The organism is Brevibacterium aurantiacum, from assembly GCF_900169065.1.
GTDB lineage: Bacteria > Actinomycetota > Actinomycetes > Actinomycetales > Brevibacteriaceae > Brevibacterium > Brevibacterium aurantiacum.
In genome coordinates this window covers 97132-113103 of the sequence record NZ_FXZB01000008.1, presented here as the reverse complement: position 1 = coordinate 113103, position 15972 = coordinate 97132, and the positions used below count along the sequence as shown (strand labels likewise).

Sequence of the window (15972 nt, the reverse complement as noted above, 5' to 3'; positions counted from 1 at the left end):
ATTGCACTCCCGGCGTTCTTGTCATTCACGAGGGGCTGGATCAGAGCGGCTGAGGCTCTGCAGCGCTCAGTTCGCGACGGTGAAGCGAGCGTCGATGTGCTTCGCGTCGACGATCTCATCGACCATGGCCACCGCAAAGTCCTCCGCGGAGATCGAATCGCCGGCAGGCGTCTCAAGTTCGGTTTTGTAGGTGCCTGTGCGCTCACCGGGGCCGATCTCTGGGGCGGGGGAGATCAGAGTCCAGGGGGAGTAGTCGCCGGCCCGCATGAGGTCGAGTGCCTTCGTGCCGGTCTCCGACTCAGCCTTGTAGGCCTCTGGGAAGCCTTCGGTGTCTTTGAGCATGGTGTCGCCGACGAAGAGCGATCCGGCGCCGCCGACGACGAAGACACGCTTGTCTCCGCTGGCCTGAGCCAGTGTCTCCAGGGCCTGCAGCCACTCTTCGTGTGGTGCGCCGGTGCGGCTGGGGCCGGTTGTCGAGACGATGACGTCATGATCGGCGACGACCTGTCGGTCGAACTCGGCGTCGCCCATATCGCCCTTGAGGTTTGCCGCAGCTCCTGGCACCTCAGCACCGGTTCGAGTGATGGCGGTGATCTCGAGCCCACGCTCTGTGGCTTCCTTGGTGACGCGGGATCCGATCATTCCTGATGCGCCGTACAGTGCGATCTTCATGGTGTGTCCTTTCGTTGGAGTGAGGTACTGCCATAAAGATATCCTTTGAATATCGAGTACCTCAAAGATACTATTGAGATATGAGATTGAGCAGTTCCTGGGAAGGCGATGCCTTCGATCCCGAATGCCCGACCAGAATCGTCCTCGATCGGGTCGGTGACAAGTGGACGGTCCTCATCATCGGAATCCTTGATGAGGGCCCGAAGCGCTTCAGCGAGATCCGTTTGGCGATCGGTGGCATCACACCGAAGGTCCTCACTTCGACACTGCGGTCGTTGGTCGCCGATGGGCTGGTGACCAGAGAGGTCTTCGCCGAGGTCCCTCCTCGCGTGGAGTATGAGCTGACCGACCTGGGCCGGTCCCTGCAGGAGCCCGTAGCTGCACTGCGTCGATGGGCGGAGCTGAACGTGGCGGCGATTTCAGACAACAGGAGCCGTGTGGCGCGTTAGGAAATGTCGGTGTCAGGCGCTGAGCCGGTAGTCGTGTGGCTTCTTGCCGACGACTCGAAGAGTGCCTGCTGAGAGACCGTAGACGCTCTGCCATTGGGTATGCGGTTGCCGGACATCATTGAGTAGATTGACTGTGTCGTCGACGGAGACCTTGCCCCGAGAGGAATCGAGAGTCTTCGCACAGGTGCTGTAACGGGAGTGCGTGATGCGATCTTCTTCGGCGAATGACGACATGTGGAAATTCTCCAGGCACATCCATGGCTGGCCCGATGGCGGACGGATGACAGCGAGTTTGCGGGCATCGAACTCGACGACTGCCTTGGCGCCCGAACGGTCGGCGAGCAGGTAGTGCAGTCCCGGGCCGCCCGCGAAATCGATGTTGTAGGTGTCGAATACCTCGATGGCGTCTTTGACCGTGTCGGCGTGGTCGAGGATCATTCTCTGGACGCCCAGGCCACCCAGCCATTCGCGGCCGTCAACGACTTCGGCTCGTGCCGATGCGTCGGCGGCGAGGCCGATGTAGACCCCGGAATCATTGATTCCATCGAAGGCGTACGCCTCGCAGCGTGGCAGGTCCTGTGTTTTCTGCTTGTTGCCGAGATCTGATTCGGACTCGATGCCCACATAGCGAAGGTCGGTCACAGCCAAGGTCGAGCGACCGTTGTTCAACTTTGATTCCACCACCGAGGCGGGAGCTGGGTCCCAATCGAAATTGCGAGCGACCAGCGGCGCTCCGTCGGCATCGGCGGCTGCGAAGAGAGTACAGGCGTATCCGGTCGGCAGTGCGGCCGCATTCGCTCCATCGGGCGCCGAGGTGGTTGCGGGTGCACCCTCCCAAGTGAGGTGGAACGTGGGGTGCCCGTCCAGGCGTGTGCACGAATCAAGGGTCGCCTGCTTCTGCATGTCGGTCTGGGCGATCGACAGAGGCTGGGCATGCTGCTGTGTTCCGGTCTCTGCTGAGGTCGTCGAGGATTTCCCCGGCTCGCTTCCTCCCGCCCCAGATGCGCACCCGGCTAGACCAAGCGATGCCGAGGCGGTGCCGGCAACTAGAAGGGTTCGTCGTGTGATGCCTGCGGTGGTCATCGATGGTCCCGTCATAGACCTGCCCATCTGTGGACTGTAGTCACGGAGCCGCGGCGGCGAGTGAGCGCAACACTGCGGTTGCCGTGAATACTACTCCTATGCGGGGACAGCGATCAGAGGGGACGAAGCCAGGGTCAGCGACCGATCTCCGCGAGCACCTCGGCGAGTTCACGCAGCTCGCCCGCGACACGATAGGTGCGAGGGGAACCGGAGTAGGTCCAATTGCTTGTGATCATTGATGCGCTGGCACCCTTGGTGGTGGCGGAATAGTCCTCACGGCTCACCTGCGCCGTTCGATCAGCGATGAGGCGATCACGCAGCTCGGGGGTCAGGCCCTCCCAGTGGTCGGAGGCTTCGTAACCGAGCTCGTGCCAATCGCCGCCGGGCTCGCGGTAGGCGATCGGGCGGTTGTTCAGAGCTGAGGCATTGTCCGGAGCCGGGGTTGCTTCGATGCCTGCGCCGTTGCTGGAATCGTCACTGGTCGATGAGGCTGAGAAGAGAACGGCAGGCCCCGGGGTGGAGCCGACGTTGGGATTTCCCAGATCGCCGACTGACTGGGGTGGTGCCTGTGGAGTGAGAAGCAGCTTCGTCATGGCACTATCTTGCCCGGGCCAGAGCAGAGACGCGAACTTGTCTGCGCCGCTGTGCCTCTGCAGTTCTCAGATGTCGGCGAGGAACCCACGCACCCGCTCGAGGAGAACCGCCGTGGCCTTCGGATCGTAGGCGTCGAGGGATGAGTCGAGGAAGAGGTGTCCGTCGCCCGGGTAGACGAAAAGCTCCGCCGAGGCCGTCGAATCAGCGAGTTCTCGAGCTGAGGGCAGATCCTCCTGGAAGAACTCATCATCTTCCCTGCCATGGATCTGTACGGGCACGCTCGCGGGCCATGCCGACCCGAATTCGGAGACTGGGAGGCAGGCATCGAAGAGAAGCGCGCCCCGAGCATCGTTGCTGGTCTGGGCGAGATTCTGGGCGGTGGCAACTCCGAAGGAGATTCCTGCGTAGACGAACCCGCCGTCTGGTGTGGGGAGTGAGGCGGGGCCACGCTGGCGAATTGTGTCGAATCCGACCTCTCCGGCGTAGGCGAAGCCTTCTTCGATGGACGCGAATGTGTGGCCTTCGAACATGTCGGGAGCGTGCACTGTGTGCCCGGAGGACCTCAGTTCCTCTGCGAATGCGGCGACTCCGTCGGTGAGCCCCTGGATGTGATGGAAGAGCGCGATTTCAGCCATGGCGATGAATCTCCTTTGATTGCCTTCGGCAGATGCTCCGATTGTACGCAGGAGGAGGAGAACGGCGGGAAGAAAAAGTCCCCCCAGTGGGACTCGAACCCACACTTGATCGATTTTAAGTCGACTGCCTCTGCCGATTGGGCTATAGGGGGATATGCGGGCCTTCGCCCGTTGTGCAGACACTGCATTCACAGCGCCAGCACTCACTTTATAGCGTACCTGGGCCCGCCGCGATCCGTGACACGGCGGCCTCGCCGACGCCGCGATCTGAGACACACCGACACCCCGATTGTGAGACGGCTAGTCTCAAACCCATGACCGAGAATCCGCCCAGCAGACAGGCCTGGGTGATCCTCGTCGTCGGAGTCCTCTCCCAGATGGCAGCCACCATCGCGATCACAGGTCCGGCCTTCCTGATCCCGTACATGCACACGGATCTCGGCTATACGCTGACTCAGGCCGGCACCGTCGCCGCGGCCCCGAGCTTCGGCCTCATCCTCACCCTCATCGCCTGGGGTGCCTTCGCCGACAGATTCGGCGAACGCCTGGCCATGACCCTGGGCATCGCCCTGACCGCTCTGGCCTCTGGAATCGCCGTCGCCCTGGTCGGCTCACCGGTATGGATGGTTCTCATTATCGCTGCCTCCGGCGCTGCCGCAGCCTCCGTGAACTCGGCCAGCGGGCGCGTGGTCATGGGGTGGTTCCCCCGCCACCGTCGCGGTCTGGCCATGGGCATCAGACAGATGTCGCAGCCCCTGGGCACGAGCGTTGCGGCAGTGACCGTCCCACCCATCGCCGCCTCAGGCGGGTTCAGCGCCTACCTGTGGTTCGTCGTCATCGTCACCGGTGTCATGGCCGTCATCTGCTTCGGACTCGTCAAAGATCCTCCCCGCGCCGAGGCGGTTCCCAGCCCCGTAGTCACGTCCACCGATGCTGGACAGCCGGGCCCCACCTCGGCGAGAGGAGAGTCGACGGCATCACCGGCGACAGACAACCCCTACCGGATGGATTCGTTCCTGTGGCGGATCCACGCGGTCTCCGCGCTGCTGGTGATCCCACAGTTTGCGTTCTCCACCTACGGCCTCATCTGGCTCATCGCGAACCAGCACATCAGCGTCGGCATCGCCGGCGGCATCGTCGCGGCCTCGCAGATCGTGGGAGCGATCGGGCGCCTCATCGTCGGCGGCCTCTCCGATCGACTCGGCTCCAGGGTCGGGCTGATGCGGGTCGTGGCGATCGCAGCGGTCGTCTTCGTGGCGGCGATCGCGCTGACGTCGCTGACGCCGATGCCGATCGTAGCCACAGTGGTGTTCATCCTGGCGTCTGCGATCTCGGTGGCCGACAACGGACTGGCCTTCGCCTCGCTCGCCGAGGCGGCCGGCCCCCATTGGTCGGGCAAGGCCATGGGTACGCAGAACACGGGACAGTTCGTCATGTCCGCGCTCATGGGCCCGGGATTCGGTGCACTCATCACGATCTTCGGCTATCCGCTGTCCTTCGCCTTCGTCGCGATCGCACCCCTGCTCAGCCTGGGAATCATTCCGAAACAGGACATTGATCGGATAACCTGATGTTCATCTTTGCTCAGTACTGTGCCTGAAGACTGGTGACGACCGCGACATGACGAGGCCAAGCCGCTGAAGAAGACGAAAGCTGTCGATGAGAAGGAGCGCCCGTGAACAACCTGCTCAATGAGAATCTGCGCGAATACATCGACAAGCTGCGAATCGAAGGCTACACGGTCGAGGACTCACACACCACGGACCCGCACCTCATCGACCCGATGGGCCGTGCGGTTGAGACCTGGCGTGAAGGCTACCCCTACCCGGAGCTCATGGACCGGGAGGAATACGAGCTCGAGAAGTACCAGCTGCAGGTGGAGCTGCTGAAGTTCCAGTACTGGGGGCAGGACACCGACCGGAAGCACGTTATCGTCTTCGAAGGCCGTGACGCCGCCGGCAAGGGTGGCACGATCAAACGGTTCACCGAACACCTCAACCCCCGTGCGGCACGTGTCGTGGCACTGAACAAACCCTCAGACAAGGAAGCCGGGCAGTGGTACTTCCAGCGCTACATCAGCCACCTGCCGACCAGCGGCGAGTTCGTCATGTTCGACCGCTCCTGGTACAACCGGGCCAATGTCGAACGCGTGATGAATTTCTGCACCGACTACGAGTACGAGACCTTCATGGGTCAGGCCCCGGTGTTTGAGAAGATGCTCATCGACTCCGGCATCCACGTCACCAAGTTCTGGTTCTCCGTGACACAGCGCGAACAGCGGACACGATTCGCCATCCGCCAGATCGATCCGGTGCGACAGTGGAAGCTGTCTCCCATGGATCTGGAATCTCTGGATCGCTGGGACGACTACACCGCGGCGAAGGAAGAGATGTTCCGCCGCACGGACACCGATCACGCTCCCTGGATCACCATCAAGAGCAATGACAAGAAGCGGGCACGACTCAATGCGCTGCGCTACTTCCTCAACCAGTTCGACTACGAGGACAAGGACACCTCGGTCGTCTACGAGCCCGACCCGATCATCGTGCGCCGCGGCCGCGATGCCGTCGACGATTGAGGTTCGCCGCGGCCGGGGATATTTCGACGCGGCCGGGGGCCGAGTCACAGATGTGAGAAATACTGCGGCCGGGTGGAAGGGGAAAGACCACCCGGCCGACAACCGTGGAGCGGACAGAGTCCGCAGCATTCACTTGGGTATGAGACCCGTATTGGGCATGAAGCCCACGTTGGGCATGAGGCCCGTGGTGCTCAGGCTTCTCGGCGAGCCTTCTTCAGCGCGCGGCGCTTCTTGTGACCTGCGAAGCTGAGCCAGAAGAGGACGATGGCAAGGAGGACGAAGAGTCCGCCTCCGGCGATGCCCGAGTCGACCCAGAACTGCGGTGGGAACAGACGGATGAGGGAGTCATCGCTGTAGAACTCCCAGGTTCCGTCGGAGAAGAAGATCTTGTGGAATCCGCGGAAGAACGTATCCCAGCCGAGGAACGCGAGCACTGCCGCGGCGGCCATGACGACGACGCTGATGATGGCACCCAGGCGCAGTCCGACGTGGATGCCCATCCCGTGCCTGCGTGACATGTAGAGGCCGAAGAGCACGGCACCGGTGAGGCCGATGAGGGCAATCAGGTACAGCAGTGAGATGAGACCCTTGACGTCGGCCATGTGGTTGAGCTCGTCGGAGATGAAGATCGGCTCGCCGTTGGGCATGATGACGTCGGCGAGGTAACGCCGGGAGTCGAGGTTGGCCAGGTAGTCGATGACGTAGGTGCCGTAGTGCTCTCGGTCGGCGGCGCTGAAGCCGAACTGGTCGGCCGGGAACCCGGGACGGAAGTACTCGAACTTGAGGAACAGGCCTGAGGCCACGAACCGCACGGCCAGGGCCAACAGGATGAACGGTGTGGCCAGGGTGATCCAGATGGTGCCGATGATATCGAGGACGCTGCGGCGTCGCTCGGGCACCTCGGGGTCATGAGGTTCGGTCGATGTCGCGGCGTGAGTCACTGCTGCCCAATCGGCTTCGCTCATCACCGCGGTGCGCGCGTTTGCGGGAACCTCACGGGTCCTGGCGGTCTCGGCAGGGTTCGACGAGTGAGCGGGCGCAACGCGCACCGGTCCGGTCGAAGGCTTGGGCTCGTCCTTGGCGATCGGTTCCCTGATGGGGTCGAACGCCTCGGTGTCGGTCGAAGGATCATTCGCGGCCTCCAGCGGAGGCTCCGACTGCTTTTCGGCAGCACTACTGGATCCTGAACTCATCCGCCTGCTCAGGAGGTCTTCGGTCTCGTTCTTCTTGTCTCCAGCCACGTTCCCATTGTCATTGACCCGAGTGGGCAAGCGGGCTCCGACACGCCACAGACCCCCAGATCACCGAGGAGGCCGGGACGGAACGTCAGCCCAGCAGGGCTGCGATGATGACCAGGGTCGGCACGGCCAGCACCGTGGTGATGAAGACCGCATCACGCATGAGTGCCTCGGACTGTCGGTACTGCATGGAATAGATGTAGACGTTCTGAGCTGTCGGCAGGGCCGAGGTGACGACGATGGCGAAGAGCGCGATGCCCGAGTACCCGAGCAGGGGACCGCCGATGACCCAGGCCAGCACCGGCTGGATGACCTGCTTGGCGACCGTGATGTAGGTCAACTGCTTCCTGGTACCCGGTGCCGGCAGCCCCCAGCCGTCCTTGAGCGAGATGCCGAAGGCCAACAGTGCGCCCGGGACCGCAGTGGCTCCGATCATGTCGATGGGCTCGAAGATGAAGCGGGGGAGTTCGAAGCCGGTGGCCGAGGCGGCCACCCCCGCGGCGGCGCCGAGGACGATGGGATTCTTGAGTATCTGGAGGACGCCTGAGTACCAGCGCTGATTGTGCTTCTTCTTTCCCGCGGCGTCGAGGACGGCCATGCCGATGGGTGCGAGGATGAGCAGCTGGAACAGCAGCACGGGAGCGACATATCCGATGTCGTGGAGGACGTAGGCCGCAATCGGGATGCCGAGGTTGCCGATGTTGACGTAGCTGACGGCCCAGGCCGAGAACATCGCCTCGCCGGTGCTGCGTTTTCGGATGTATCGGGTGAGGACGAACAGCAGCACACCCACGATGAGTGCGGACCCTCCTGTGGCCAGGAGAGCAGTGTTGAAGATCAGCCCCAGATCGGTGTCGGCGACCGTGACGTAGAGCAGGGTTGGTGTACCGGCGTAGAAGACGAGCTTCGCGATGACCTGCTGTCCGTTGGGCCCCAGAACCTCGGATCTGCCCAGCACGAAACCGACCAGGATGACTCCTGCGATGACGGCGAAGCCTTCGAAAACAGCCAGCATGGGCTACCTGTGGTCCTCGCTTTCCGGTTCAGGCAGCTTCGGCGGAGTCGACGGCCACATAGGCAGCCGTCGCTGTGACGGCAGCGACGCTGAGCACCGCGGGCCACGCACCGATCTTCTTCGCCAGCGGATGAGAGGCCCCGAACCCGCCGAGGTAGCCCAAGGTCAGCGCCGTGCCGATGGGCCAGCCCTGCTTGGTGAACCATGTGCGGGCCGCGTAGGCACCGGCGGCGGCGAGCACGACTCCGCCGAGGGGGCGGATCCCGGTCTCGCGGGCGGTCAGGTACCCGCCGACGAGACCGACGGCGACAAGCGGTGCGGTTGAAACTTCACGTGCGTCCTTCATGAGGTCCAGTTTAGGCAACGCCGCATTTGAACCGGAGGCCGGTCTCACAACGAGGAACGTCATTCGAGGGAGATCTTGATGACCGAGGCGATTCCGAGAGCGGCGATGAGGCAGACCGAGCTGCTGAGGAAGAGAACCGCCCATGGGGTCGGCCGTCCCCGTTCAGCCCGAATCGATACCGATCCGAGGCGGTAGCGCCTGACCTGCATGGCGATGGCGGCGATCGCCAAACCTATGCAGATGACGAAGATGACGATGGACAGCCCTTCGAACACGTTGATCCAGCGGACGAACAGGAGGCTGACGACCGTCATCGTCAGACTGGTGCGCAGCCATGACTGGGTCGTCCTCTCCGGCTGCAGCCCCGGATCGGCGTGGGGCTGTGGCCGTCTGGGACTCGGCGTGGTCACAGGACTCCGGCGAAGACCAGAACGAGGAGGCCGGCGCCGAGTGCGGAGGCAAGGGAGACGATGGGAATGATGAGCGGCAGCGGCAGCGAAGTCTTGTGGCGCATGGCCGATTCGATGCGGTGCCACCTGAATGCCGCACCGGCGGCCAGGATGAATCCGATGACCATGAGGACGATGGACAGCGTCGCCCGCAGCCCGGAGGTGAAGATCTCCGAGGTGAAGGCTTCGACCGCGATGCCACCGCCGATGAATGCCAGAGCCGTGCGAATCCACGACAGGAATGTGCGTTCGTTGGCGAGGGTGAATCGCGGATCAGGGTCCTCGCCGTCGGGAAACATCCGTCGGGCGATCCTGCTGCGTGGGTCATCGGGGGTCACGTATCGAGGATAGCCGTTGTCGTCGAATACCATGTCAAGGTACGACGATTTCCGCTGAAGTTCGCTTCCGCCGCGAGGTCGCCGGTAGTGCGAAATGAGCGCAACGGTGAGTTCGATGTCGGTGGTGGCAGCAGTGACAGCCGATGACGAAGGTGTAGACCCGACATGACTGACAGTGACGACAGACCCCTGAACTCCGGACCCGGTGACGGTTCCGGACCCGGCGACGGTTCCGGCGACGGATTCGATCCGGCAGCGAATACCGGCGTGGCCGAAGCCCAAGGACCCGCCAAATGGAAGGTGATCGGTCCCGGACTGGTCGTTGCCGCTACCGGTGTGGGTGCCGCAGATATGGTGGCGACCCTGGTGGCAGGCAGCCAGTTCGGATACGGACTGCTGTGGGCGGTGATCGTCGGTGTGATCCTCAAGATCGTCCTCGTCGAGGGCGCCGGCCGATTCACCTTGGCCACAGGAAAGACGATCTTCGAAGGCTGGACGTCGCTGGGGCGGTGGACGACCTGGTACTTCGGGCCCTACATCATCATCTGGGGATTCGTCTACGGAGCCACCGCGATGAGTTCTGCCGCACTGCCCCTGGCCGCGCTGTTCCCCGGAGTCAACCTCACCGTGTGGGCGATCATCATGGGACTCGCGGGCTTTGCCATGGTGTGGTTCGGACGATATTCCGTCTTTGAGAAGATCACCGCCGCCCTCGTCGGAATCATGTTCGTCACCGTCGTCGGTTTGGCCATCATCGCCGTTCCCAACATCCCGGACATGCTCACCGGACTCATCCCGCTGATCCCGGAAGGCGGTGTCATCTACACTTTGGCTCTGGCCGGCGGTGTCGGCGGCACGATCACTCTCGCCGCCTACGGGTACTGGCTGCGTGAGAAGGGCTGGCACACACCGAAGTGGATGCGCGTGATGCGCATCGACAACTCCATGGCCTACGTGCTGACAGGAATCTTCGTCATCGCCATGCTCGTCGTCGGTGCCGAAGTCGTCCGCGCAGCCGGTGTCGCCATCTCTGCCGATGACAAGGGACTCATCGAACTCTCCGATGTGCTCAAAGCCAAGTACGGTGATGTGGTCGGAATCGGCTTCCTCGTCGGTTTCTGGGCCGCGTCCTTCTCCTCGATCATCGGAGTCTGGAACGGTGTATCGCTGATGTTCGCTGACTTCTGGGGACACATGCGCAAGAAGCCGGCCGGTCACCCCGACACCCTGACCGGTGGAAAGTACTTCAAAGCCTACGTGCTGTGGCTGACCTTCCCACCGATGCTGCTCTTCCTCCTGGGTAAGCCGATCGGTCTGATCCTGGCCTACGGCGTGCTCGGATCGCTGTTCATGCCGTTCCTGGCGATCACGCTTCTCGGTCTCCTCAACGGCAAGAAGATCCCGAAGAAGTGGGCGAACAAACTGCACACCAATATTGCGCTGGCCATCACAGCGCTGCTGTTCATCGTCCTCGGCGTCCAGCAGCTCTACTCGAGCCTGGCACCGCTCTGGGGCGGATGATCGGTCTCTAGCCGTACCTGCTGCATCTGCTGCACCTGGGGGAAGAAGTCTGTCCTTCTTCCCTCGGGTGCGGCAGACTTGAAGCATGGCCCGCGATGATGCGATGAAGACGATCCTCAAAAACCACCTGCAGGCATGCCGCAACGATCTGCTGTGGAAGCTCGAAGGACTCAGCGAACGCGACCTGCGGCTGCCGCACACGGCCACGGGGCTCAACCTCGCCGGTGTCGTCAAACATATGGCGAACACGGAGATCGGGTACTTCGGCGACACCTTCGGCAGGCCCTGGCCGAATCCTGGTGAGGCCATCACGCCTGAGCAGTTCGAGACCGACCCGCAGGCCGACTGGTACGCCACTGAGAGCGAGACGGCAGGCTCCGTCATCGACTTCTACACACGTGTGTGGGCCTTCGCCGATGAGACCATCGACACGCACGCACTCGATGCGCAGGGCACGGTTCCTCATTGGCCCGCTGAGAGAGCTGCGGTGTCTCTCAAGCAGATCATGGTCCACGTCATCGTGGACCTCGCGCGGCATCTGGGCCAGGTCGACATCGTCCGCGAGAGCATTGACGGACAGGCTGGGTTGAACCCCCGCAATTCGAATATGCCGGAGGACCAGGACTGGGATGCCTACCTCGCCAAACTGCGGTCGTTGGCGAACAACACCTGAGTCCGTCCATGGGACTGGGCGGGTGGATCCATGGGAGGCGCCCACCTCGGCGGGGCAGACGATAAGCTGGGACTGAAATGGCACATGAGAACTCAGCATCCTCCACCCCGCGCACCGAACCGTCGGCTCCGAGCAAGGACACGAAATCGTCGCGCCCGGACGCGCCGTCCTCGCGCTCTGACTTGCAGCCCTCACCCAAGGGTACGCAGTCGGGGAAGCGATCACCTCGGCGCAGGAACCAGCGGCACAAGAACACCGGGGCAGGACATCGTGAGCGTCGGGCACGGTTGACGGAGGCTCGCCGGTCACAGTCTGTGGACGTCACCTACCCGGAGAACCTGCCGGTCAGTGCCGCCAAGGACGAGATAGCCGAGGCCATCCGCGACAACCAGGTCGTCATCGTCGCCGGTGAGACCGGCTCAGGCAAGACAACCCAGCTGCCCAAGATCTGCCTCGAACTGGGGCTGGGAGTCAACGGACTCATCGGGCACACCCAGCCTCGGCGCATCGCGGCCAGGACCGTGGCCGAGCGCATCGCCGACGAACTAGGCGAGGACCTGGGCGGGACCATCGGCTACCAGGTGCGCTTCACCGCTCAGGTCGCGGACTCAACCCGGGTCAAGGTCATGACCGACGGCATCCTGCTCTCCGAACTCTCCCGCGACAAACTGCTGCGCGACTACGAAGTCATCATCATCGACGAGGCCCACGAACGCAGCCTCAACATCGACTTCCTGCTCGGCTACCTCAAAGAAGTGATGGGGAAGCGGCCCGAACTCAAGGTCATCATCACCTCGGCGACAATCGACCCGCAGTCCTTCGCCGCGCACTTCGACGACGCCCCGATCATCGAGGTCGCAGGCCGCACCTATCCGGTCGAGGTCCGCTACCGTCCACTCGTCGACGATGACGAAGACGACGACGTCGATGGCCCGGGGGAGTCGGGAAGCTACGAAACGGGGCCCGAAGAGCAGACCGAGGGCATCATCGCCGCCTTCGACGAACTCAGCACCGAAGCACCCGGCGACATCCTCGTCTTCCTCTCTGGGGAACGCGAAATCCGCGACACCGCCGAAGCACTCGAAGCTCACCTGCGCAAACGGCCGCGCCTGAGCAATTGGGAAGTCGTACCGCTCTTCGCCCGGCTCTCCGCCGGTGAACAGCAAAAGGTCTTCAAACCGCATTCGCGCCCGCGCCTGGTCCTGGCCACGAACGTCGCCGAAACCTCACTGACCGTCCCCGGCATCAAATACGTCATCGACGTCGGCACCGCCCGCATCTCCCGGTACTCCAACCGCACCCGCGTCCAACGCCTGCCGATCGAACGCATCTCCCAGGCGAGTGCGAACCAGCGCAAGGGCCGGTCGGGACGCACCAGCGACGGCATCTGCATCCGCCTGTACTCGGAAACAGACTTCGACTCACGCCCCGAATTCACCGACCCGGAGATCCTGCGCACGAACCTGGCCAGCGTCATCCTGCAGATGACCGACCTCGGATTCGCGGCCAGCGACAAAGAGATCCTCGATTTCCCGTTCCTCACCCCGCCGGAGGCCAAGGCCGTCCGTGACGGGCGCACCATGCTCGCCGAGCTGGGCGCTCTGACCAGCGATAAGGCGGGAACGATCACGGTCACCCCGACGGGCAGGCAGCTGTCCCTGCTCCCGATCGATCCGCGCCTGGCGCGCATGGTCATCGCCGGCGCCGAGGCGGGATGCGGGGGAGAGGTCACCATCATCGTCGCGGCCCTGTCCATCCAGGACCCCCGCGAACGCCCTACCGAGGTCCGTGCCGCCGCCGATGAGAAGCACGCTCGCTTCACTCACCCGGGCAGCGACTTCCTGTCCTACCTCAATCTGTGGAACTACCTGGATGACCAGCAGTCGGCGCTGACCAGCTCGAAATTCCGGCGCCAGTGCAAGGCCGAATTCCTCAACTTCGTGCGCATCCGCGAATGGCAGGACCTCGTCGGCCAGCTGCGCTCCCTGTCGGGATCGGCCGGCATCCGCGTCAACAAATCCGTGTGGCGTCCAGTGCAAACATCGGCCGCCGAGGTGGGGCCTGGGGCTGCGTCGAACGCGAAGGGGGCGAAGGGGGCCGTGTCGAACGCTGCCGGGTCGAACGCTGCCGCAGCGACGACCGGAGCGAAGAGCGCCAACGGCAAGATCGGCTTCGCCGAACTCAGCGCGCAGAAACGCAGTGCGAAGAAGAGCAGCGGATCTGACGGGGCGAACGACTCCGGGCAGAGCGCCGCCAGTGCCCGCCTCGACCCGCATGCCGCGGCCATCCATCGGGCGCTGCTGACGGGACTGCTGTCGATGATCGGCTCCCGGTCCGAGCGCAACAAGGACTATCAGGGAGCCCGCGGCACGCGCTTCGCGATCTTCCCCGGGTCAGGCCTGTTCAAGAAGAAACCCGATTTCGTCATGGCCGCCGAACTCGTCGAAACCTCACGACTGTGGGCGCGCACGGTCTCAGCGATCGAACCCGACTGGGTCGTCGAAGCCGCCGGTGACCTGGTGACCAGACAGTATTCGGATCCGCACTGGTCGAAGAAGGCCGGCGGGTCGATGGTCTACGAGAAGATCTCCCTCTACGGCGTCACCCTCGTCTCCGACCGTCGCGTCGGATACGGCACCTTCGACCGGGAGGCCGCGCGTGACATGTTCATCCGCAAGGGCCTCATCGAAGGTGACTGGCACGAACGCTTCGGATTCCTCGAAACCAACGCTGCCGTCATCGACGAGGCGGAGGCGCTCGCCTCACGCACACGCAACCGCAGGGTCCTTGACCAGGACGATGCCCTCTTCGAGTTCTACGATGAGCGGATTCCGGCCACAATCACCTCGGCGGCGGATTTCCGTGCTTGGTGGAAGAAGCAGAAACGTCGTGACTCGCACATCCTGGATCTGTCCACCTCGATCCTGCTCAGCGACGACAGTGAGGAACTGACCGCCTCGGTGGCCGACGACTTCCCGATGGAATGGGAACTCGTCGACGGGTCCACGGCCAAGCTGCGCTACTCCTTCGAACCCGGCAGCACCGAGGACGGAGTGACCGTCGAACTGCCCGCGGCAGCCGTGCCCCTGGTGGACTCCGACGAATTCTCCTGGCAGGTCCCGGGACTGCGGGAAGAACTCGTCGCCGCCTACATTCGCTCGCTGCCGAAGAACAAACGCCGCTACTTCGTGCCCGCACCGGACGTCGCCCGCGACATCCTTCCAGTCCTCACCCCCTATCGCGGGGCTCTGCCCGAAGTGCTCGCCGCTCAGCTGAGCGAACGCGCCGGCGGAGGAGGCCTGAACGACCTGGTGCCGATCACAGTGACCGCCGAGGACTTCGACCTCGGCCGCATCCCACCTCACCTGCGGATCCGCTTCCGCGTCATCGACGGCACCACCACCGTGGGCATCGGGGAAGACCTGAAGAAACTGACGAAGACCGCGAAACCCCAGGTGCGCAAAGCTCGGGCACAGCAGGTTTCGTTCACTGCGCAGACCGGCATGACCTCATGGTCCTTCGGCGCACTGACCAATCCAGATGAGGCGGAAGTCGGCGCTGTACCCGGGCTCGTGGACCGCGGAACCAGTGTCGACCTCGTCGCCTTCGACACCGCGGCACAGGCGCGACTGTCCTCACGCGAAGGACTCATCACACTGCTGAGCCTGCGCACGAACGAGGCGCTGAAATACCTGCGAGACGGACTCACTACCGATGAGAAGCTGGTCCTCGCCGGCCACCAGAAGACCTCGGACGAGATGCTGCATGCCCTGGTCAGAGCAGGAATCCGCAGTGTCGTCGAAGCCGAACTGGGGGCAGCAGAGACCGGTTGGGTGGCCGATGCCGCAGAGTTCGGTTCGCTCGAGACGAAGGTGCACGCGGCACTGACCGACATGTGCGCGAGCCTCCTGCCTCACCTGATGAAGGCACTGCGCTCGGCCACCGAACTCGACAAACTCGTATCGAAGGCTTCGTCCCTGGCGATCCTGTCCAACCTCGCCGATGTGCAGGCATGGCGCGGATCGCGAGTCACGGGTGCGTCGGTTGCCGCGATGTCCGGGCAGATGGTTCGCGAGCTGCCGAGGTGGGTGCAGGCAGAGGTGGTCCGCATCGACGGAATGCAGAACTCGCCGATGCGTGACAAGCAGCTCATGGACCGCGTCAGCGGCAGCACCGACTCCGTGATGAAGAAGGTCGGCAACAGATTCCCCGAACTGTCCAAGGCAGACTGGTCGAAGGTTGTCGTCTCGGTGCCCAGTGAGTGGCGGGACGTGATCATCATGCTCGAGGAGCTGCGCGTCAGCCTCTACGCGAACTCGCTGGGAACGGCCCACCCGGTGTCGGAGAAGAGGATCGCAAAGGCCCTCGCACAATTGTGAGG

Annotated in this window: 15 protein-coding genes and 1 tRNA gene; 6 read left to right on the top strand and 10 right to left on the bottom strand. The window is 63.4% G+C overall.

The genetic code is table 11. The features are described from left to right. Positions 1–66: 66 nt before the first annotated feature. The gene (locus BAUR9175_RS07190; protein WP_101583353.1) at positions 67–672 is read right to left on the bottom strand and encodes an NAD(P)-dependent oxidoreductase; all 606 of its coding nucleotides are present in this window, start codon (positions 670–672) and stop codon (positions 67–69) included. A gap of 80 nt (positions 673–752) precedes the next feature. Here BAUR9175_RS07190 and BAUR9175_RS07185 point away from each other — a divergent pair, with 80 nt between their 5' ends. Continuing rightward, on the top strand, positions 753–1121 hold the full coding sequence (locus tag BAUR9175_RS07185; RefSeq protein WP_009883992.1) for a winged helix-turn-helix transcriptional regulator: 369 nt from the start codon (positions 753–755) through the stop codon (positions 1119–1121). 12 nt (positions 1122–1133) lie between these two features. Here the strand turns inward: BAUR9175_RS07185 and BAUR9175_RS07180 are convergent, their stop codons facing one another. The 4 genes from BAUR9175_RS07180 to BAUR9175_RS07165 all read right to left on the bottom strand — a co-directional run bounded on the left by BAUR9175_RS07180 (position 1134) and on the right by BAUR9175_RS07165 (position 3585). Then, entirely contained in the window at positions 1134–2231 is a 1098-nt protein-coding gene (locus BAUR9175_RS07180) for a carcinine hydrolase/isopenicillin-N N-acyltransferase family protein (protein WP_101583352.1), read from the bottom strand. Between the two features lie 107 nt (positions 2232–2338). Beyond that, positions 2339–2797, bottom strand: a complete 459-nt coding sequence (locus tag BAUR9175_RS07175; RefSeq protein WP_096158495.1) for a hypothetical protein — start codon at positions 2795–2797, stop codon at positions 2339–2341. 66 nt (positions 2798–2863) lie between these two features. Further along, positions 2864–3433 carry a dienelactone hydrolase family protein gene (locus tag BAUR9175_RS07170; RefSeq protein ID WP_101556642.1) on the bottom strand — a complete coding sequence of 190 codons (570 nt, stop codon included), beginning with the start codon at positions 3431–3433 and terminating at the stop codon, positions 2864–2866. Positions 3434–3511: 78 nt separating this feature from the next. After that, positions 3512–3585 (bottom strand) — tRNA-Leu (locus BAUR9175_RS07165). A 162-nt stretch (positions 3586–3747) separates the two neighbouring features. Here BAUR9175_RS07165 and BAUR9175_RS07160 point away from each other — a divergent pair. Continuing rightward, complete coding sequence (locus tag BAUR9175_RS07160; RefSeq protein WP_101583350.1) at positions 3748–5004, top strand: MFS transporter; 1257 nt, start codon at positions 3748–3750, stop codon at positions 5002–5004. Positions 5005–5108: 104 nt separating this feature from the next. Next, positions 5109–6011 carry a polyphosphate kinase 2 gene (gene ppk2, locus BAUR9175_RS07155; protein WP_009883987.1) on the top strand — a complete coding sequence of 301 codons (903 nt, stop codon included), beginning with the start codon at positions 5109–5111 and terminating at the stop codon, positions 6009–6011. A gap of 191 nt (positions 6012–6202) precedes the next feature. Here ppk2 and BAUR9175_RS07150 read toward each other — a convergent pair whose 3' ends face one another. From BAUR9175_RS07150 to BAUR9175_RS07130, 5 genes are all read right to left on the bottom strand, one after another. Continuing rightward, a complete protein-coding gene (locus tag BAUR9175_RS07150) occupies positions 6203–7252 on the bottom strand; it encodes a TIGR01906 family membrane protein (protein WP_009883986.1) in 1050 nt (349 codons plus the stop codon). Between the two features lie 85 nt (positions 7253–7337). Further along, positions 7338–8264, bottom strand: a complete 927-nt coding sequence (locus tag BAUR9175_RS07145) for an AEC family transporter (protein WP_009883985.1) — start codon at positions 8262–8264, stop codon at positions 7338–7340. A gap of 28 nt (positions 8265–8292) precedes the next feature. Next, positions 8293–8610 (bottom strand): hypothetical protein, encoded by a 318-nt coding sequence (locus BAUR9175_RS07140; RefSeq protein WP_035279090.1) that lies wholly within the window; start codon positions 8608–8610, stop codon positions 8293–8295. A gap of 59 nt (positions 8611–8669) precedes the next feature. Further along, positions 8670–9020 carry a DUF202 domain-containing protein gene (locus BAUR9175_RS07135; protein WP_069599824.1) on the bottom strand — a complete coding sequence of 117 codons (351 nt, stop codon included), beginning with the start codon at positions 9018–9020 and terminating at the stop codon, positions 8670–8672. Then, entirely contained in the window at positions 9017–9430 is a 414-nt protein-coding gene (locus BAUR9175_RS07130; RefSeq protein WP_009883982.1) for a YidH family protein, read from the bottom strand. The genes BAUR9175_RS07135 and BAUR9175_RS07130 overlap by 4 nt, the downstream gene beginning before the upstream one ends. A 132-nt stretch (positions 9431–9562) precedes the next feature. Here BAUR9175_RS07130 and BAUR9175_RS07125 point away from each other — a divergent pair, with 132 nt between their 5' ends. From BAUR9175_RS07125 to hrpA, 3 genes are all read left to right on the top strand, one after another. Further along, entirely contained in the window at positions 9563–10918 is a 1356-nt protein-coding gene (locus tag BAUR9175_RS07125) for an Nramp family divalent metal transporter (RefSeq protein ID WP_101583349.1), read from the top strand. Between the two features lie 85 nt (positions 10919–11003). After that, the gene (locus BAUR9175_RS07120; protein WP_009883980.1) at positions 11004–11591 is read left to right on the top strand and encodes a DinB family protein; all 588 of its coding nucleotides are present in this window, start codon (positions 11004–11006) and stop codon (positions 11589–11591) included. Positions 11592–11668: 77 nt separating this feature from the next. Beyond that, positions 11669–15970 carry an ATP-dependent RNA helicase HrpA gene (gene hrpA, locus BAUR9175_RS07115; RefSeq protein WP_240519914.1) on the top strand — a complete coding sequence of 1434 codons (4302 nt, stop codon included), beginning with the start codon at positions 11669–11671 and terminating at the stop codon, positions 15968–15970. Positions 15971–15972 lie beyond the last annotated feature (2 nt).